Below are 18,821 nucleotides of genomic sequence, written 5' to 3'. Positions count from 1 at the left end.
CCCTCCCTAGTCGAAGTGGAACGCCACGGTCCGCCCGGCGGCGGGCAGCCAGCCGGGATCACGGTCCAGGCCTGACATCCTGACCTCGATCGGCAGCTCCGCCAGGGAGAGCGCCACGTCGACCCGGGCGGAGGTCGCGAAGACCGTCGCCCGGTGGACCAGCAGCAGGGCCGCCACCTCCGCCGGTCCCCAGCCGAGGGCGAGCCCCACACGCGCTCGGACCAAGGCGGCCAACTCGGCGATCCAGCGCCGCAACCCGCCCGGCGGGGTGAACCCCCGTCCCAGTTCCTCACCGCCCGACCGGCCCGCCAGCCGGGCCAGGAGCCCCCAGACTGAGTCCCCGGGGATGGCCGTAGAGCTCTCCAAGGCGGACGAGCCCGGCGATTCCACGGCGGAGTCGGCAGGGCTCTGGAGGGCGGGTGAGTCGAGGAGTTCCCGCCCGAGGAGGGTGATGAAGTCCCAGGGGTCGAGAGCGATCCCTGGGCGCGCGGGCTGGGTGAAGTCCCCGTACAGGCTAAGGTAGAGCCCCACGTTGAGCAGGTAGAACAGGCCGCCCAACCTGGTGGCGACGGTCTCCGAGGACACCCCGGGACCGCCGGGCGCCCGCCAGTCACCACCCGGTTCGGCAGCGGAGGCATCCGGCCGGGGACCGTCCGAGCCAGCCGCGCGGGGTTCCGTCCGCGGGCCCTCTGGAGCGCCCGTTCCACTGGGGATGGTGAGACTGGAACCCTGGTTCTCATCCATACGACCAGCCTGTGGACTGCCCTGGTCGGGGAGCGGATCGCACCACCTCGCCTGCAGACCGCCCAAGCTGGGGGTCGAGGCATCAGGAGCCGGACGCCGACGAAGGGGAGGACACTCCCCCAGAGTGAGACCCCGTCCCACAGCTCCGTCACCTGCCGGGACACCCCTGGGCACCGGCTCACCGGATGGGTCGCCGCCCCCGGCCGCAAGCCAGTCTTGTACGCCCTGCCAGAACACCTGGCCGGAGGCGACGACCGGGCAGCGGCGCAGGGCCAGGCCGGTGCCGAGGAGCAGCCTCTGCGTGGGGGCCAGCCCGGGGGCGGCGGATTCTGGGACCGCCTCGGCCCAGGGCGGCATGCGAAGCCGAAGCGCTTGCCCAGATGCAGGAAGCCAAGAGGCTTGTTCGGGCACGCGAGGTAGCGGGGCCTGCTCTGACGGGCGACGGCGTACCCCGTGTCCCACCTCCGAGAGACCGGGCCGGGAGGGTCGCCCAGGTTTCCGGAGCGGTCCTGCGGGCGCCTTGGCGGAGGGGTCGAAACCGCTTGGGCGGGCGGCGAAGCGCAGGTCGGGTCCACCGAACGTCACGGCCGTCGCTGCGGCGAGCGCGAGGGCCGACAGCTCGGGTAGCGCCCCGCAGAACGGAACGGCCCGCCCCCCAGCGGCGAGCAACTCCAGCGCCGCTGGCACGTACCGGGTGTCCTCCAGCCAGGCCCGGGTGACGCCCTCCGCGCCGGTGGCCGCCCAGCGTGGCATGAGTTGGCGCCACCACCATCGGTCGTGGAGCACCCCAGCCAGCCAGTCCCCGGTCAGCGAGGCCAGCAGCTCCGACCGGTCGGCGAAGAGCACCGCCTTGGCCCCGGCCGGTACGAAGGCCGCTGCGGGTCGGGCGGCGTTCCGCACGGCATGGGCCAGTGCAGCGGCGGCACCGCGCGTGTGGAAAGCGACCCCGGGTTGCAGGGGTGTCCCACCCGGCCGAGGGATGGTCCCGGATATGAGGGTGCCGCTCCACGCGACACCCGTGGCCGCCGGGGCGACCTCATGGCAGGCTCGGCTGGGGCCGAGAAGGGGGACGGCCAGTCGGCGGATCACCAGGATGGCGCCGGGGCCGAGGCCGAGGCCGCCGGGCCACGAGACGGCATCGGCGAGGACGTGCACGGCGGCTGCCGCACGCCCGGTGTCGCGGCTGCGGACGCGCAGCCTGCCGACGATCATGGACGGTTTCACCTGTCACCTCCTCCGATGAACCCCGGTCCTTGCGCCAGGGCGAATGCCGGTCACGACCGGCATGGTCAACCGCGCGGAAGCCTCCGATCGTGACAACTCGCGAGGTCTGTCGGGTGGTCAACGGCCCAGGAGCCTCCTGACCGCCTCGATGAGCCGCGCCAGCCAGCCCGGGAGGCAGCCCTGCGGCGCGGGGCCTGCGGACACCACGGTGTGGATGACCACCGACCCGTTGTGCGGCACAGGCAGCGTGTACACGCCGTCGCCGTGCCGGGTCAGCCGACCTCCGGACAGGTCGAAGGTGAGCACGTCGGTCGCCGGCCCGTCGTGCTGCGCCACGTATCCGAATGCGCCGGGCGCCGGATCGAAGATCTTGTACTCCGCGCCCGAGACGCGCAGGGTGTGTCCGGTGTCCCGGTAGCCGTGGACGACCCAGACCCATACCTGCCTGACGGTGCCCTCGCCTTCCGCGACGTCCGCCGCCATCTCCTCCGGCAGGCCCTGCAGGCGGGCCCCATGACGGCTTATGGTCCGGCGAGGCGTCAGGTCGCGGGCGTCCACCAGCAGCAGGAAGTCGTGGTCGGCGCGGCCCTGCGGCGGTTCGGGATAGCCAGCGCCGCTGATCTCGGCCTCCCGCTCCGCGTCGGAAAGGTCGAGGAAGTCCATGTTGCGCCGCATGCTGCTCTGCGCGAACTCCACCACCTGGACCGCCGCGCGCCTCACAAAGCCGTTGCTGGTGTAGTCGCCGTCGCCCGCAGAGCCGTCCAGCGTGAACGTGCTGGTGCCGGTGACTGTGACGGTCCACTCGGGGGTGGTCACGGTGTTGTTGGCGGCGCTGTTCCCGGCCACGTCGGTGACGATAACGCGGTCGCCGGTGGTGAGGCCGTGCGGGTCCAGGGTGGTGATCTCGATCGGGCTGGCGTTGGTCGCGCCCAGTACAGGATTCCGGCGCGACCCCGCGGCATCCAGGTGCACGGTCAAGCACTGGTGCCTCGTGGCGTCCGTGTCGTACTGCACGCGCTGGGTCGCAGTGAGCTCCCAGTTGGTGGTCAGATCCAGCGACGCTGTACCGTGCGGCACGTCCACCGCCGGGGTGCTGGGGTTGGTGCCCGGTTGGGTGATAATCCGCGTCCAGGTGGTGTTGGCGCCCAGGCCCCAGTTGGCCAGGCGGAACTCGGCCGTCACCCGTGAGGCGTCGCCGGAGGCGTCGGTGCTGTCGTTCATCACCCGCGCGGTGAGGGTGTTGGTGCCCGTCAGATCGATGGTGGCGCCCAGGGCGCCGCCTGCCTGCGGGCGGATGCCGATGCCGAGCTCGCCGTTGACGAACTTCACCCCCTTGTTGGGGTTGGGCGCGCCCGGTGTGGGGAGAACGGCCTCGCCGTATGAGCCGGGAGCGATCTGGATGTTGTCAACCTGGACGATGGGATCCAGCGTGCCGGTCAACGGAGGGCTGGAGGTCGGCCAGATGAACTGGTTGGCGAAGAGGCCGAGGCCCGACACTGGATCCGCGATCGTCCTGATCACGCTGATGTACAGGCCGAACGACGACGTGTTGAGGTCGATCCAGTCGAGCCCGACCGACGTACCGGCCGCCGCGTTTGTTGGGATCTTCGCCTCGACACTCCACGCGCGCTCCTGGCGCCAACCCGACGGGGTCGGCGGCCGCCAGGAGCGCACCGCGATGAGGCCTGCGGCGGTCGGGGCGGTGATCTTCGCCCACTGCGCGGTGCCGATGCCCTTCCGGTACACCACCGTTCTCGGTGGCTGGCCGGTGCGCACATCCGGCGACGAGTCCTCGGGCTCTGGAGTGGGTCCCGCCCCCGCACCGGCGTGCAGCGGGAAGATGTCGATCCGGCGGCATTGGGTCTGGTCGTGCGGTCCAGCGGCGTTCTTCCGGAACCCGATGACGATGGCGTCGTGATCGCTGAAATCGCGGTCGAACCGGACGAAGAACGCTAGCGAGACGAAGTCGCCGTCGGTCCGCCGAACGCCCTGGAGGATCACCTGTGGCAGTGCGGAACCGCTCACCCAGCTCACCCGGGCGCCGCCGGTGTAACCGGACTCTCCCGGGCCTGGGAACGCCACTCCCGGGTCGGCAATCCCGGTGTCGCCGTTGATGTCGGGGTTGGGGACGACGGAGTCCTTGACGGCGAGCCAGAGTCTGGCCATCGCGCCCTCCTTCTCGGTCGAGCGTCAGGGGATGATGCGCACCGTCGTGCGGGCGCTGCCGTTGCGGTTGGTGACGGTGACGACGGCGTCCTTGGGCACGCTGGTCAGATTTGGTGGCACCACGAAGATCAACATGTTTTCGTTGGAGCCGAACTGTAGGTCTCCCACGGAGACCCCATCGATCTCGACCTTGTTGTCGTTGGCCGGGATCAGGAAGTTACGACCTAGCAGCCGCAGCTCGCTGCCCCGGGTGATGTCGCCGATCGGGAAACGGCCGGTGATGACCGGGGCGTTGCCCCCACCGCCTCCGCCGCCCAACTCGACGGCGGTCAGCCTGGCGTCCAACTCCTCGAGCCCGGCGATCAGCCTGTTGACGAAGTCGGCCCTGATCAGGTCACCGGGCTGCACCCGGGGAATGTTGATCGGCATCGCATGCTCCTCTCAGATCGCCCGGAGCGCGTAGTTGGCGAAGTCGTATCGGGACAGGGCGTACTGGCTGTGCGCGGCGCAGGGCAGGAACCCGGTGGCGAAGAGCAGATACGGCTGTGCCCGCGCCCCCAGCGGGCCGCCCGCCGCCAGGGCGTTCTGCCGGATTAGGTAGAGCCAGACGAACTCGCCGGACGCCAGCTCGACGGGCGGGTGGTGGAACGAGGCACGCAGCAGCGGCTCCACCCGCGCCTCCTCCACGTACAGCGGATCGTCTTTGGTGATCGCCGGGCGAGTGGTGACGCCGGAGAAGAAGCGCGCCAGGGTGAAGCCACGGGGGAAGGCCGCCGTGGCCAGCGGCACCAGGCCCGCCGCCGGGAGGTGGCGGAACCTGTCCCTCGCCATGGCCGCGGGTGGCGCGCCGGGAAACCTGGTCGCCAGGTCCCCGAGCTCCTCCTGGAACTGGAGGAAGATGGCCTCGCCCTCGGCCGGGCGGCGGTCGCCGGTCGCCTCCGGCCAGTCCGGGTCGGCGGAAGGCGGCGGCGCGAGCCGGCGTCGTACCGACCACATATCGACGAACCCGATGCCGGTGCCAGGCGTCCAAAGCAGGCAGGCCAGTGGCACCTCGGTAGGGTGGAGCCGGGTGGCCGTCAGGTCGTCGAGCAACCCGTAACGGCCGGTGCGAGGGCCGAACGGATCGCGCGCCAACCGGTCACGCCGGGGGTCGGCGGTGCCGAACATCAGGTGTGCGAGCCGGTTCCGCAGGTGCGCGGTGTCCGCGAGCAGCACCGGGTCGAGGTCTAGGCGTATGACGCGGAACTCCACCCCCTCGGCGGACAGGTCGGCGGCGCAGGCGGCGGTCTCGTTGCCCAGGCCGCTGACCGGCGCCCGGCCCACCGGGGCCGCCGAGGGCGCGACCGTCAGCAGGTAGACGCCCGCGACGGTGAGCGGGGCACTGTCCGCCAGGCCGGAGCAGGCCGCGAAGTCGTCCCGGCGGCTTGCGGCGGACGGGGCGGGTCCGGCCGGGCGAGCCAGCGTCACCAGTGTGTCGCGGGGCAGCTTCAGCGCGGTGCCGAGCCGGTTCACCGCCACCCCTTCGGTGACCGCGACCCGCGGCATGGCCGGGTCTGCGCCGGGCGGCACGCTCACCTGAAGCCCGGATACCACGCCCTCTCCCGCGGCCACTCCGAGGCGGTCGCGGAGCGCCTTGCCGGCGGCTTGTTCGCGGCGCAGGTCGTCGCCGGTAAGCAGCCGCCCGTTGAAGAAATTGACGATGCGGACGCCATCGATGATCGGCTCCCCGACGGCGTGCGTACCCGGCTCGGCGGTCATGGCGCGTACCTCGCGATCTGCCACTCCTGGACCAGCCGCGACTGGACCAGGAACGGGCGCTGCTCCTCGTCCACGGTCACCCCACCGGGGCCGACCAGCAGTTCTCGCTCCCCCAGCGGGTCGTACAACATGTCCACGTCGAGTCGGGCGAGCAGCACGCCGTCGTCCTCAGGGCCTTCCACCCGGAAGCAGGGCAGGAACTCGGTCACCCAGAGCCGGAACGCGGCCCGCAGGAACTCGGCGGCCCGGCCCTCGGGGATGCGCAGCGCCTGCGGGGGCGGTTGGGAGAGGAAGATGTCCGCGGGCGGGCGGCCACCCGGCCCGGGAGGAGGCGTCGGGCCCGGCGGGGATCCGGAACCAGGCGGGCTCGGCGGGGACGTCGGACTGGGCGGGGACGCCGGTGCGGGCTGGCGGGCGGCGGTGCGGATCGCGTCGAGGAAGTCCGCGACCGTGCCCCCAGCCCCGGCGACCACGGGGACCCGGCGCAGCCAGGCGGCGAAGCGCCGGATGGCCGTCTCCTCCTCCTGGGCGGGCGGCGACGGCAGGTCCCGGCCGGGCGGGGGCGGCACGAAACGCAGTTCGAGCAGGAAGTCGTCGCGGAGCCGGGACGGCGCGGACAGTTCCTCGTCGCTGCGGCAAGGCTCGCCGGGTACTGGCACCCGGTCCGTGAGGCAGTCGGCGTAGCCGAGGACCACGGCGAGCCGCAGCGTCCCGGAGGCGGGCGGCGGGCCGCCGAGCGCCGCGACCACGTCATCCCGGTGCGCCGCCAGCCACTCCATCAGGTCGGCGCACTGCGCCACGGGCACCCGGACGAGCTGGCCGGAGGGGGTGAATGCGGTGCCGGGCGCCACCGTGATCCGCGGCCCGTGCCCGGCGTCCGCCTCGTACCCGACGCGGAGCCCGTGAACCGTCCCGTAGCCGCCGAGCTCCCGGGCCAGCGAGCGGTCCCGTCCCGAGAGGTACGCGAACTCCTGGGTGAAGTCGTCGACCCCGAGCACCATCCCGTTGACGTAGTTGACGTGCTTGGCCGGGTCCGAGCGGGGCCGGTCTGGGATCGCCTGGGTGAAGGTGGTCATATGCGCCTCCGGTCGCGGATCGGGCCGGCGAGCACGCTCTCCCCAAGGTGGGCGCGGCCCATCACGGCGCTGGCCAGCAGGGCAGGGGACCGACCGCCCAGGTCGACGAGGGTGTCCTGGCCGAGTCTGGCCTCCCCGATCCGGAAGGCCTCCCAGTAGAACCTGACGTCGAAGACGGTGTGCGCGGGCTTCTCCAGCTCGACGACACGGCGGGCCAGCTCCGCCAGGACGGCCGGGTCCCGCTCAGCCGCCGTGCCCCGTCCGGCCCTGGTCCGGGCCGATGCTGGCAGCAGCACCCGGAAGCGGTGCGCGGTCCGCCGGTCGCGCCCGGCGGCAGTTTGGTACATCTCCACGATCCGCGTCCGCAGCGAGCACGCGCTGGGCCGGTCTCCGAACAGGCTCGGGTCGGCGTGCTCCTCCACGGCCAGGGTCAGCGCGGTCCGCAGGCCCCGTACCGTCCCCCGCCACCGAAAGAAGTCCGCCGCGTGCGCGATCAGCAGCCGCCGCTTGGCCTCGTCCCAGGCCGGGTCCATGGCCAGCTCGAGCCATCCGGCCAGCCACTCCAGCGCCTCGGCGGGGGCCGTACGCGGATCGAACAGCATCTGCGCCGCGGCGATGCGGTCCTCGACGGCCGTGGCGATGCCCTCCACGTTGGCCAGGTAGCGGTCCAGAAAGTGGGCCGACTGCTCGTCGGCCCGGTAGACAGCGGGCAGGTAGCGCTCCAGGTATGAGAAGCGCGGGTAGTGGATCCGCGTCGCCCGAAGCCGCGGGCTGAACCGCCCGTTGCCGGTCAGCTCCAGTTTGACCCGCAGGTAGCGGCCGCGGGCGTGCTGGAAGGCCAGCTCGAACGTCCGGTAGTCGCCTGTTGCCAGGTACGGCAGCTCCGCGCCGTCGCCCCGGGCGTACGGCACCGGCTCGGCCCGCCAATCGGGCGCGGCCAGCGCCCCCAGGTCGTCCGCAGCCGCGCTCCACACCTTCACGCCGGTCTGCGACGGCATCCGGGCGTCCAGCAGCAGCCGGTGCCACACGCAGCCCGGTTCCCCGCCGTCGAGCACGGCGGTGACCACAGTGCCCGTGGTGAGGTACCGCCGCCGGGGCTGCTCGGCGATCGGCAGCCAGCGGTCGCCGAAGTCGTACCAGACCTGGCCCCCGGCGGCCACGACGGCCTTCCCGCCGAACAGCCGCAACGGGTGGTACCGCTCTGCCGCGACCAATTCGAGGTCTCCGTCGGACGAAGAGAGGCCGAACTCGAAGACCTGGTCCCCCCGGTGGCCGGCCACGAACAGCCGTCTGGTGGAGTCCTTCTGCTCGGGATCGGCCGGCATCAGGGCCAGGTCGTGTCCGACGACGGCCAGCCGCGCCCGCGGATCGACGACGGGCACGGCAGGACCCAGCGGCGCACCGTTCCGGTACGGCCGCAGCGACGAGACGCCACCGCCGGGATCGCGCAGCAGCACCAACACCATCCCGTCCTGCGTGGCCTCAATCGCGATCGGATCCCCGTCGCCCACGTTCACCGCGTCGCCTTCGAAGATCCGCCGGGGCAGCGGGCAGGGCTCGGCCCCCGGCACGGCTCCGCCCACCGGCTGGAAGAACACCCGTTCCCCGCCTGCGGGACCACTGGTCACCACCAGGAAGTGTCGGTCCAGCTCCCAGTAGCGTCGCCGCTCGCGGTCGAGGACGTACACCCCGCCACCAGGCCGGGCGGCCATATCAAAGGGAGTGAACCCAACGCCATCCGGCCACCTCAGACAATCAGGCTGCCCACCGGTCTGGAGATCGAAAACCAACAGCCCGATCTCGGCGCGCCCGATGACACCGACGACAAGGTAGTGGTCCTCGGTAACCGCGGCTCCGGCCAAGATCATGGGCAGGGGCATGCTGGTGGGCTTGTCGCGGGGGACGAAACCCCCAGGGGCGGAACGCATCTCAGGAGGTGGCCCGGCGGGGGGCCAGAACTGGGTGGTGGCCTGTGAGCCGGATGAATGCACCAGCAGCCGAGTGGGCACGGTGTCCACCCAGTACCAGTTGCCGTACCGGTCGCGTGCGGCACCGCGGCGGACCGCCGGGTCGAGAGGCGCCGCGTCCGACGCGAAAGGAAAGACGAACGGTCTGGGCCGCAGCGTGAGCTCCTCACTGCGCCGGTCGTACACGACCTCGGTGTCCCGCTCGGCGGCCCACGCCTCCGCCAGCGGCACGAGGGTGCCGACGGGCGGCGCGACCGGTGACTCCCCCGGCGGTGAGAGGGAGCCGGCGCAGCGCCCCCAGTCGTCCTCGCCGAGCAGGAGGTGGAACCTCGTCCCGTTGACGTCCATCAGCAGCCCTCCGGTACGACGGGCACCCGCACCACGGGCACCGGCCCCTCCGGCGGGGCCGCGCCGCGCAACTGCTCAAGCGGCAGCGGGTCACCGGGCACCACGGCGATCCCGACCACTCGTGGCAATTGCAACCCGGTCAGCTCGACGGAACCCGTGGCGGCGTCACCCCCGGCTGCCAGCAGCAGCGACCGCACCAGCCGGACGCCGTCCACCCGGGTGGCGAATGCGGCCAACTCCGCTGCGGACACCGGGGCGCGGAGCGGCCAACCGCTGCCGGCCTGGGCGTACGGAGCCGCAGGGGATGCGTACGGGTCAGGGGTTCCCGCGGAGCCGAAGGCGTAGGGGGCAAGGGCACCAGCAGGCGGTTCGGCGAGGCCGGACTGGTGGGCGAGGGGCAGCGGGGAGAGGATGCGGCGCAGTTCGGCCGCCACCCGGGTCTGGACGACGGCCACGCTCTGCCCGGCCGCTACGTCCACACCCATCGAGATCCAGATCGGCACGTACACGGGCCCCCGGAGGATCAGCTCGGTCGTCACCAGCCGCCGCTCGTCCAGGTAGCGGCAGACGGCGTTGAGCGCGTACCGGTCGGGCCGGGGGGCGTCCGGCTGGGCGAGGTCGTGCCTGGGAACGATCAGCAGCGTCACCGCGCCGGGGGCATTGCCCGCGGCGTCCGGGGTCAGCCGTGGGTCGTAGGCGGGGAGCACGTCGACGCGGGCGAGTTCGACGCCCGGGGTGCGCCTGGCGATGGTGTCGAAGTCGGCCGCGGTCACCAGCCGGTCTCGGTGCTGGAGGTGGCGGGCCACCTGGCGTTCGCCATCCGCCACCGCCTCGGCGTCGGCGCCGCCCCAGGTACGGACCGGGTTGGTCACCGCGTACTCCGGGGGAAGGGCGGGGCTGCGGTTGATCGTGCGCGGCCCGACGTTGCCGGCGCGGCCCACCCCATAGTCGTAGTCGGCGCGCAGTTCGGCGCCCGCCGGTGGCCTGCTTCCGCGCAGCCCGTCGCCGAAGCGGAGCACGCCCGCCTCCGCGTCGAGCGTGTACACCTTGTCCGGGGCCGGAGCTGGCTGCGGAGCGCCGGGGGGCAGCCGCAGGTCCGGCACAGGGACCTCGGCTCCGGCTGCCAGCAGGTCGTCAGTCTCCTGCCATACCTCGGCCCGGGGCGGCGGGGGTGGCGAGCCGCTCGGCTTGGTGACCACGGTCAGTCGGACCGAGCCGGGGATGACCGGCGCCCTGGTCAGTTGGGCGGTCTGGTCGGGAAGGCCGGTACCGTCCGGAAGCGCCTCGTTGCGGACGCCGGACCGCTGGCTGACGGTGGTGGCGTTGATCCCCGCCCACAGCAGGCGGCCCTGCCCCGCCGACGTGGCCCCGATCCGCAGCCAGGTCACCAACCGGGCGGCCAGCGCCGGGTCGTCGATGGCGGGCGGGAACCCGTTCACGCCCTCCTCCAGCGGGTCCAGGCCAGTCCAGGTGGCGAGGCCGGCCGCGCTGGGCAGGGCGATCTGCACCACGCCGGGCTCCAGCAGCACATTAACCTCGGTACGGGCGGTCACGGCGGCGTACCGGGCGACCCGCTGCCGGGGGTCGGCGGGCAGTACGCCGCCGGGCGGCACGACGGGGAAGGCGTACTCCAGGTGACCAGTGCCCGCCGGATCCCCCGTTCCCGTCGGCGGGAGGACGACGTCGGCCTCGGTGACCACAGGGACGACGCCCAGGTTGAGGGTGCTCCCTGCCAGCTCCCCGCGTATCTCCTCCAGCCCGGCCGTCTCCACCTCCCTGGCCAGCAGCGCCAGCCAGAGCGCCCCGTCGGCGGTATCGGCGGCCAGATCCACCCCGCCCGGATCGGTCCCGTCGACCAGCACCACCTCGTACGGCTGCAGCTCCGCGGGTGGCCCGCCCCGCGTGTCGTCGGCGAGCAAAAACGAGGCGTACAGCCGCCGGTACGCCGTCCGCAGCTCGTCGGTGAGCACGACCGGCCGCTTGAGGTAGAGCCGCCCCTCGACCGGCAGCACGTCGAGGCCGAGCTCGGTACGGAACGGCACCTGCCCGGCCAGGACCTCCAGGCCAGCGTCGAAGGTGCGGGTCGCCAGGGGTCCCCGCTGGTAGTCGAAGGTCACCACGCCCCGGGCAGAGGCCGCAGCCCGCAGCGGCAGGCCCAGTAGGGACAGGAACTTGCGCCGGTTGCGTTCCGGGATCTGGTTGGCCCGGTACAGCATGCTCTCGGTCAAGAACGCGAACAACTCGACGATGGTGATCCCAGGATCACTGCGGTTGAAGTTGGTCCACTCCGGGTTGTGCACCGGGATGCGCGCGATCGCCTCGCTGAGCAGGTCGGCGTACCTGCGCTCGTCGATGGCGGGAACCTTGATCGGCATGCGTCACCCCTGCCCCGTGCCGGAGAGCGCGACCGACATGGTCAGTGCCGAGACGTCGCCGGTCGCGACCAGTTGGTAAGTCACCGTCGCCACCACCGACTCCGGGTCGGCCGGATCCGGATCGACGCGCACGGAGTGCACGGTGACCCTCGACTCCCAGTCGGTGATAGCGGTACGGATGCGTCCCGCGATCTCGTGCCGGGTAGCCGTGGTGTTGGGCGCGAACAGCAGCTCCCCCAGTCCCCCGCCGAAGCCGGGCAGCCCCAGCCGTTCCCCCGGCTCGGTCATCAGCACGATCTGGATGGCCTCGCGGATGTTCGGCTCCCCCGCTGACCAGGCCAGCCGCCCATCGGCCCCAACGCGCGGCGGGAAGCCGACACCCCGGCCGAGGAGCGCACCTGTGTCGCGCATGATCGCGTCGCTCATGACCGTGACCTCACCGGAACGGGCAGGCAAATCCGGAAGAACGCCGCCCAGAAGAAGACGATGTTCAGCAGGAACAGGAAAATCATCAACACGACCAGCGCACAGATCGTGATGATGGGGAACGAGAACTGGCAGATCACGCCTAGGTCCCAGGACTCCTCCTTACCCAGCTCGCCGTCGAGAGCCTTCCTCAGGCCGGTGATCCGGTTCATCTGACCGCGCAACTGGTTGGAGAGCACGAAGCCAACGTTCTTCCGGAACTTGCGCAGGTCCTTGACCCCCGTCTCGACCGGCATCGCGATCCTGATCTGCCGCGCGGGGGCGTCCGGGTCGAACACGGGGGCGATCGCGAAGTTCTCGGTCGGCAGGCTGACCAGGTCGGTCGGGAACGGCGTGCAGCGGGGCCGCCGGTAGACGCAGCGGATGCGATAGGCGGCGCCCCCGGTGGGCTCGATCTTGGATACGTCCACCCCGTCCAGCGTGCCGCCGGGGGGCACACGGCCGGCGATCGCTCCGCGGATCAGCCCTTGGAGCGAGGGTGCACCCGGCGGGTCACCCGCCTCCCTGATCCGCACGGTGATCGTCGACCGGCGGAGGTCAACTCGCAGCGCCACCGGGCTCGGCACCTCCCCGGTGATCGCGGCCCACTGCGCCATGGCCGCCTGCAGCACCTCCCCCCAGCTCTGCCCGGTCCCCGGATCGGCCACGGCCAGCAGCGCCCGGTACAGCGCGGCCTCGCCAGGCCGCGACGGCGGGGTACCGGTATGCACCGCCTCCCACACACCTGGGATGTGCCGCCGGAGCAGCTCGGCGAAGTCCAGCAGCAGGTGCGCCGAGACCTCCTCCAACGCCGATTCACTGAGCTCGCCCTGAAGCGACCGCAGGTCGGCAAGCGGCCCGACGACCCCGACGTCGAAGGCGTTCCACCGCGGATCATCGTCGGCACGGCCCCCCGGCGGCGGGCTCCCCCCTTGCGGGAACGCCTCGGCGCGCGCAGCGGTACGGAACGTCTCCCGGCTGGATGTGGGAACTAGCCCGACATGCAGCCGCCGCGGGACACCGGTCTCGGAGTCCTGGTAGCCCACGGGAAACATCGGAAAGATCTCCTCCCCGTTGACGACCACCGCCTCCATCCCCGGCGGCACCGGCACCCAGCAACGCGCACCGCCCATGGGGTCGTACGCCCACGCGAGTTCGCCGGAGCCGTCCACCCGGCGCAGGACGAACCCCGCCTGCTCGCCCTCGCCAGGCCGCACCGTATGGTCCGGGAGGCCGACGAGGCCGCACACCAGGGACGCGGCGACCAGGTTGAAGTCGCCGTGGATGGGCTGGTACAGCTTGAGCCGGTTGGGCAGCGGCCGGTAGTCGCCGGGGGCGCCCGGCGGGACAGCACGGAAGCTGACCGGTACGGCCCGGTGCGCGGCGAGGGCGGCCGGGTCGGTGGCGAGCAGCCCGGCCAGGTCCTCCATGAACGTGTCCGAGCCGAACCTCAGCAGAGCGGGGCGGCGCAGCGCGTCCGGGTCGGCGGCGTCGACCACGGCGGTCCACAGCGGGTTGCCGGCCACCCACCGCACCGCCGTGCGCCTGGTCACGACGGCGCTCACCAGATGTTCCCCGCGCCCGGGGTGTACGCCGTGCTGACCACCGAGTTGGTGATCACGCTGTCGGCTTGAACGACCCCGCTGAACCTCGACATGGCGGCATTGACGGTGAGCGTCCCGGCGGAGATCTCCGCGGTGCTCGCCACGACGGTGACCTTGGCCGAGGTGGTGACGGTGATCCCGGAGGGCTCAAGCTTGACCGAGCTGCCGGCGGCGTCGGCCACCTCCACCGACGGCGGCGAGTCCCGCATGGTGATCACCTGGCCGCCCGGTGTGCGCACCACCAGCGTCTCGCTCCCCACGGTGTCGTCCAGCCGGATCTGGTGGCCGCTGCGGGACCTGATGACGCGGATGTTGTTGCGCCCGGCCCCGTCCATCGACTCCGGTGGGCGGTCCGCCCCATTCCAGAGCGTGCCGACGACGTACGGGCGGCGCGGGTCGCCTGCCTCGAAGGCGACCAGAACCTCGTCGCCGACCTCGGGCACGAACCAGGTGCCGCGCCCGCCGCCGGCCATCAGCGTGGCGACCCGGGCCCATGCCTCGTACCCGGAGCCGCCCGTGTCGGGTGACCACGGCAGGCCCACCTTGACCCGGCCCTGGCCGTCGGGGTCCCGCACGTCGCCGACCAGCGCCGGGTAGACGCCATACCAGCGGTCCAGCCGCTCGGCCAGGAACGCCTGCTCCATCATGGCCTCATGTGGATTCATCCGCCGCCGCCTCCCAGACCCGCCCGCTCGGCGGAGAACTCGGTACGCAGACCCTGCTCGTCGTCGAACAGGTGGGTGACCTCGGTGACGTAGTAGTCGCCGGAGAACAGCTCGCCCAGGTGTTCCAGGCGCACCCTGGCGCCGACGCGCAGCCCGGGGAGGGTCTGGGCGACGCCGCGGGCGATCAGGAAGCGCCGGGCGATCCGCCGGTACAGGCTCTCCGCCCGGCTGCGCGCCTCCCCACCGGTGAACGGGACGCTGTGCACGACCTGCTCGGGCCGCTCGCCAAGCGCGGTGGCGAGCAGCTTCGCCCCGCTCTGGCCGCCGCCAAGCTCGCCGCCCAGGATGCCGTCGTCGGCGGTTTCGGCGAGGGCCTGCTTGGCGGCCACGTCCCAGCCGCTCACCGTGACCGAGGAACGCTGCCCGGCGAGGTCGGCGAGCACGGTGAACTCCCGAAGCTCGTTCCCGTACCCGAGGCGCAGCGACCCACTCCCCCGGTCGGCGCGGGAGCGGGCGGTCAGCGTGGAGCCGTCCATCCACAGCTCGGCGTCGACGGCCCGGGCGCGGTCGCGCAGGAAGGCCAGGTCGCTCTGGTTCAACTGGGCCAAAACGCGGTAGGTCGGCCCGGTGAGCCGCACGTCGGGGGTGAGGCCGTGGTCGGCGGCGACCCTGGTGACCACATCAGCGTCGGTGACGTCGGCGAACGTACGGCTCCGCCGGGTCATCCGCAGATCCTGGTACCGGTCCTCGGCCAGTACGGTCAGCCTCGGCCGGCCACCCTCGGGGAACGCCGCCTCCAGCCCGCTGACCCGGCCGCGGAAGATCGTCTCGCCGGAGAGCCGGATCGTGAGCTCACGGCCGAAGTTGAGCAGGCGGCGGTCGAAGTAGAGGAAGGTGGTGGCGCCGTCCTTGGCGCCCCAGTTGCCGAAGGTCGCCTCGCAGGAGTACAGGCCGTCCGCGTTCTCGTGGATGCGCAGCGCCGTGAGGCCCTGGGCCAGCGACGGGTCCTCGCGGGCGCCCACCGCGAACGTCGGGCGGGCGGGGGCGACGCGGCGCGGCGTGCCGGTCGGCGTGCCCATATCAGTAAGCCCGCAGCCGCTCGTGGCGGGCGCGCCGGACCCCATTCAGCCGTTCGACCAGCCGCTCGGTCCTGGCCGGGGATGGCTCGGCGACCGGAGTCTCCGCGGCGGACGTGGCCGCCAGCGCGGACTCGCCGGGCACCATGTCCATCTCGTTGATGATGACCGTCACGACGGCCTCCCTAGGTCGAGGTCGATGAGCAGGCCCGCGGTGAGCAACCGCGGGTTCTCGATGCCGTTGGCCGCTGCGATGGCCTGCCAGTCGCCGCTAGCACCGGCGGCCAGGCTCTGCAGCGAGGTGCCCTGGGCGGCCTGGACCAGGGGCCGGGTGCCCGGGGTCGGCCCGGCCGAAGCCTCCGGTACGGCGCCGCCGCCCAAGGGGGGCACGATCTCCAGTTGGCCGGAGAGGCCCAGGCTGAGGGTCGCACGCAGCGGCCTGCCGTCGGCCGAGAAGTAGTCCAGGGTCTCCTCAAGGGAGTCCATCATTCCGTCGAAGGTGAAGGTCCCCCAGGAGAGGCGCACCCCGGGCGGTTTGGGTTGGTCGCGCCTGCCCTTGCCGCCGCCGCGGCCGGAGGGGGACTTGGGCCGCATGAAGTAGCTCACCTGCTGGGTGAGCTCCCGCACGTCCCTGGCGCCGCCCGCGCCCGGAGCGTTGACGTCGAACCACAGTTGCAGCGCCAGCTTGCTCGCCCCCGCGCCGATCACCTGGCGCGGCGAATTCCCGCGCTGGTCACCTGCGCTCTTCTGCTCCCCTTGCTTGTTGGTGTAGGTCACCTTCAGGGTCTCGGGGTTGAACTGGACCTCGACCCTGGTGCCCCCAGGGGCCGGTTTCTTGAACGCGGCGTCCAGCTCGATCAACCGGGCCTTGGCCAGCTCCAGCTGCTCACCCACCGCCGCCTCCCGGGTGCATCCGCAGCGACTCGTAGCCGAGCTGCATCTCCTCGATCGCCACCAGGCCCTCCCTGGCGTTGAGCGCGGGCGCCTTGATCTTGAGCGGCACGCATCGGGTGAGGACGAACCTGGCCTGCTCGGCCTGGCCGTCCGCGGCGTACATCACGACCTCGCCGGTGGCGCGGAGCCCTGGGTCGCGTATCACCTTCTCGAACCACTCCCACAGGTCGAAACCTGAGGTCATACCGCGTTTGAGGCTGAGCTGGCCGTACCCAGCGGGTCCGGTGAGCCGGATTTGGACGCCGTTATTGCCGCCCTCCCGGATGGTCTTCACGTCGAGCGTCATCTCCAACCCATCGCACTCGGCGAATGAGGCGCCGCAGAGCGGTTCGGCCGCACCGTCCGGGGTGATCTCGACGGTGAAGTTGAACGCGGTGAACGGCTGGGTCATGGCTCACCCACCTCCGCGACCAGGGTGATCTCGCCCGTGTTGACTAGCCGCACGGTCAGGAACCGCATCGACACCGACGGGGCCACCTTGAGTTCTACGATCAGTTGGTCCTCTCCCAGCCTGGCTGGGCCGCCGACCACCGTGACCTGGTACGACTCGTCCGGGGTCGCGCCGGCGAAGGCGCCCCTGGCGAGAAGGCGGGCGAGGATCTCCTCGAAACGCCGCCGCATGGCCCGGCGCAGCACCCGGTCGTTCGGCTCGAAGGCGAACGCCGGGCCGTACCGGTGGGCGGTCCTGCGCAGCAGGGAAAGCAGCCGGCGCGTCCCCATCCGGCTGATGTCCGGGTCAGCCGATAATGTGGCCACCGACAACCACAGGAAGCCGCGCGGCTCCCGCCGGACGGTGTTCACCTGGCCGTCCTGGAGCTTCCGGTACACCTGCGGGCCGATCGTGGGCTCCAGCGCCACCACGCCGGCCAAGGGGATGTTCGCCGGCGCCGTCCAGCAACCGCGGGTCGCAGCGGTCCGTGCCAGCACCCCGGCCGCCGCGCCGTCCGGCGGGACCGTTTGACCGCCGCTGGTCACGGTCCACGGGTGGTACAGCGCGCCGAAGCTGCGGGTCCGCTCGTCGCCGAGCGCGACCCGGAGCCGGGCGGCATGCGCGATCGCTTCGTCGGCGCCCGAGCTGTACGGGGCGGCGAGCACAGCCAGCATGTCGCCGCGGGCGGCGCACATCCGCACGACCGCGGCCTGGACCGCGATCAACTGATCGGAACCGGTGCCGGGTTCGCGAGTCCAGGCGCCCTCTTCCGGTACGGCCTTCGGGCCACCGGTCGCCTCGGACGGGGTCAGTCCTGGCGGCGTCGACGGGAGCGGAGGCAAGGGCGGCGGGGACGGGGCGAGGTCGTGGAAGCCGGGCCCTCGGTCGTGGGCGCAGTCCTCCCGCTTGGGCGGGGGCGGTGGAGGTGGGATGGGAGGCGGCGGCGGTGCCGGGCGCGCCGTCTGCCAGGGGGTGTGTGCAGCGTCGGGCACGGCGACCAGGGTGACCTCGTCGATCCCGAGCAGAGCGTGCACCCCGGCCAGTGGCCGAGGACGTTTTCCCAGGTCACGTAGGTACTCTGCGGTGACGAGCAGCGCGGCGGTGCCGACCTCGGCCAGGTCCGTGTCGACGAAGAGACCGGCCTCGAACGCGGCGAGCCGCTCGTGTACCGGCTCCGGGCCAGGCGGGCTCGCGGGCATGGGCTTCCCCGCTCCGGCGACCCGGACCACCCAGCAGCGGCGCCCGCCGTTGCGGAAGAAAGCCTCAACCGCCGCTGCCAGGTACCCCATCACTCGCTCCCCCGACACCGCGTCGCGGAAGAGCGCCAGAGGGCCGCCGAAGACCTCGGTGAACAGTGCCAGGTCCGGCACAGCCACCGGCACGCCGATCGGCCCTGTCTCCGCGAAGCCGACGAAACCGGCGATGTCCATGCGGGGTAGAATGTCGTCGGGCGGCGGGGACGACGACTCGAACGCGATCCCCGGCAGCTGGCGCAGGACGGTGGCCACGGTCGTGTTACTCCATCTCCAGTCGTTCGTAGGCCAGGGTCAGTTCCTCCATGGCCACGTCGGTGCCCTTGGCGTTGAACGGGCCGCTGACGTGCTTGATGATGCGGGCCCGCTTGAGCCGCCAGGTCTGCACGGCCTGGCTGTGGCTCTCGTCCCAGAGCTCGATGGTCACATCCTTGTACGCGGCCTGATCGCCGTTCCGGATGGCGTTCAGCCACTGGTAGAGGTTGAGCGAGCCGATGACGCCGCGCTTCATGGTGACGTCAGTCGCCTTGTTCAGCCCTGTGATCTTCTGGACGCTGTTCTCCTTGGAGTTACCGTTGCGGTACTCCGCGATGGTCACCTCCATGCCGACGTTGCTTATCTCCTGGAAGCCGCCCACGGGAACCCGCTCGTTGCCGTCATTCAGGTTGACGACGAAGTTGAACTGCACGTAGGGGCGTTCACGCTGGACGGCCATG

16 protein-coding genes are annotated in these 18,821 nt (G+C 71.9%); all 16 read right to left on the bottom strand.

The annotated features are described in order from the left end of the window. Positions 1 to 6: 6 nt before the first annotated feature. Positions 7 to 585, bottom strand: coding sequence for a hypothetical protein (locus tag ACWDRB_RS62195; protein WP_449911331.1), 579 nt, complete (start codon positions 583 to 585; stop codon positions 7 to 9). Positions 586 to 2,085: 1,500 nt separating this feature from the next. Further along, positions 2,086 to 4,134: a hypothetical protein gene (locus tag ACWDRB_RS62190; RefSeq protein ID WP_449911329.1), complete on the bottom strand. Its 2,049-nt coding sequence runs from the start codon at positions 4,132 to 4,134 to the stop codon at positions 2,086 to 2,088. Positions 4,135 to 4,158: 24 nt separating this feature from the next. Further along, positions 4,159 to 4,563 (bottom strand): IPT/TIG domain-containing protein, encoded by a 405-nt coding sequence (locus ACWDRB_RS62185; RefSeq protein WP_449911327.1) that lies wholly within the window; start codon positions 4,561 to 4,563, stop codon positions 4,159 to 4,161. A 12-nt stretch (positions 4,564 to 4,575) separates the two neighbouring features. Beyond that, positions 4,576 to 5,892: a hypothetical protein gene (locus tag ACWDRB_RS62180; RefSeq protein WP_449911325.1), complete on the bottom strand. Its 1,317-nt coding sequence runs from the start codon at positions 5,890 to 5,892 to the stop codon at positions 4,576 to 4,578. After that, positions 5,889 to 6,968: a hypothetical protein gene (locus ACWDRB_RS62175; protein WP_449911323.1), complete on the bottom strand. Its 1,080-nt coding sequence runs from the start codon at positions 6,966 to 6,968 to the stop codon at positions 5,889 to 5,891. Before ACWDRB_RS62175 ends, ACWDRB_RS62180 begins: the two co-directional genes overlap by 4 nt. Further along, on the bottom strand, positions 6,965 to 9,283 hold the full coding sequence (locus ACWDRB_RS62170) for a phage tail protein (RefSeq protein WP_449911321.1): 2,319 nt from the start codon (positions 9,281 to 9,283) through the stop codon (positions 6,965 to 6,967). Before ACWDRB_RS62170 ends, ACWDRB_RS62175 begins: the two co-directional genes overlap by 4 nt. Beyond that, on the bottom strand, positions 9,283 to 11,658 hold the full coding sequence (locus ACWDRB_RS62165; protein WP_449911319.1) for a baseplate J/gp47 family protein: 2,376 nt from the start codon (positions 11,656 to 11,658) through the stop codon (positions 9,283 to 9,285). The genes ACWDRB_RS62170 and ACWDRB_RS62165 overlap by 1 nt, the downstream gene beginning before the upstream one ends. A gap of 3 nt (positions 11,659 to 11,661) precedes the next feature. Further along, on the bottom strand, positions 11,662 to 12,084 hold the full coding sequence (locus tag ACWDRB_RS62160; protein WP_449911317.1) for a GPW/gp25 family protein: 423 nt from the start codon (positions 12,082 to 12,084) through the stop codon (positions 11,662 to 11,664). Continuing rightward, positions 12,081 to 13,688: a hypothetical protein gene (locus ACWDRB_RS62155; protein WP_449911315.1), complete on the bottom strand. Its 1,608-nt coding sequence runs from the start codon at positions 13,686 to 13,688 to the stop codon at positions 12,081 to 12,083. Before ACWDRB_RS62155 ends, ACWDRB_RS62160 begins: the two co-directional genes overlap by 4 nt. Continuing rightward, positions 13,685 to 14,392: a phage baseplate assembly protein V gene (locus ACWDRB_RS62150; RefSeq protein WP_449911313.1), complete on the bottom strand. Its 708-nt coding sequence runs from the start codon at positions 14,390 to 14,392 to the stop codon at positions 13,685 to 13,687. The genes ACWDRB_RS62155 and ACWDRB_RS62150 overlap by 4 nt, the downstream gene beginning before the upstream one ends. Then, entirely contained in the window at positions 14,389 to 15,471 is a 1,083-nt protein-coding gene (locus ACWDRB_RS62145) for a phage late control D family protein (RefSeq protein WP_449911311.1), read from the bottom strand. The genes ACWDRB_RS62150 and ACWDRB_RS62145 overlap by 4 nt, the downstream gene beginning before the upstream one ends. A gap of 1 nt (position 15,472) precedes the next feature. Next, entirely contained in the window at positions 15,473 to 15,643 is a 171-nt protein-coding gene (locus tag ACWDRB_RS62140; RefSeq protein ID WP_449911309.1) for a hypothetical protein, read from the bottom strand. Beyond that, the gene (locus ACWDRB_RS62135; RefSeq protein ID WP_449911307.1) at positions 15,640 to 16,362 is read right to left on the bottom strand and encodes a CIS tube protein; all 723 of its coding nucleotides are present in this window, start codon (positions 16,360 to 16,362) and stop codon (positions 15,640 to 15,642) included. The genes ACWDRB_RS62140 and ACWDRB_RS62135 overlap by 4 nt, the downstream gene beginning before the upstream one ends. Next, positions 16,355 to 16,813 (bottom strand): phage tail protein, encoded by a 459-nt coding sequence (locus ACWDRB_RS62130; protein ID WP_449911305.1) that lies wholly within the window; start codon positions 16,811 to 16,813, stop codon positions 16,355 to 16,357. Before ACWDRB_RS62130 ends, ACWDRB_RS62135 begins: the two co-directional genes overlap by 8 nt. Further along, positions 16,810 to 18,360: a hypothetical protein gene (locus tag ACWDRB_RS62125; RefSeq protein WP_449911303.1), complete on the bottom strand. Its 1,551-nt coding sequence runs from the start codon at positions 18,358 to 18,360 to the stop codon at positions 16,810 to 16,812. Before ACWDRB_RS62125 ends, ACWDRB_RS62130 begins: the two co-directional genes overlap by 4 nt. Positions 18,361 to 18,367: 7 nt before the next feature. Next, complete coding sequence (locus ACWDRB_RS62120) at positions 18,368 to 18,820, bottom strand: phage tail protein (RefSeq protein ID WP_449911301.1); 453 nt, start codon at positions 18,818 to 18,820, stop codon at positions 18,368 to 18,370. Between the last annotated feature and the right edge of the window lies 1 nt (position 18,821).

This window comes from Nonomuraea sp. NPDC003707 (assembly GCF_053587055.1).
This window is presented reverse-complemented; position numbering and strand designations above follow the sequence as displayed.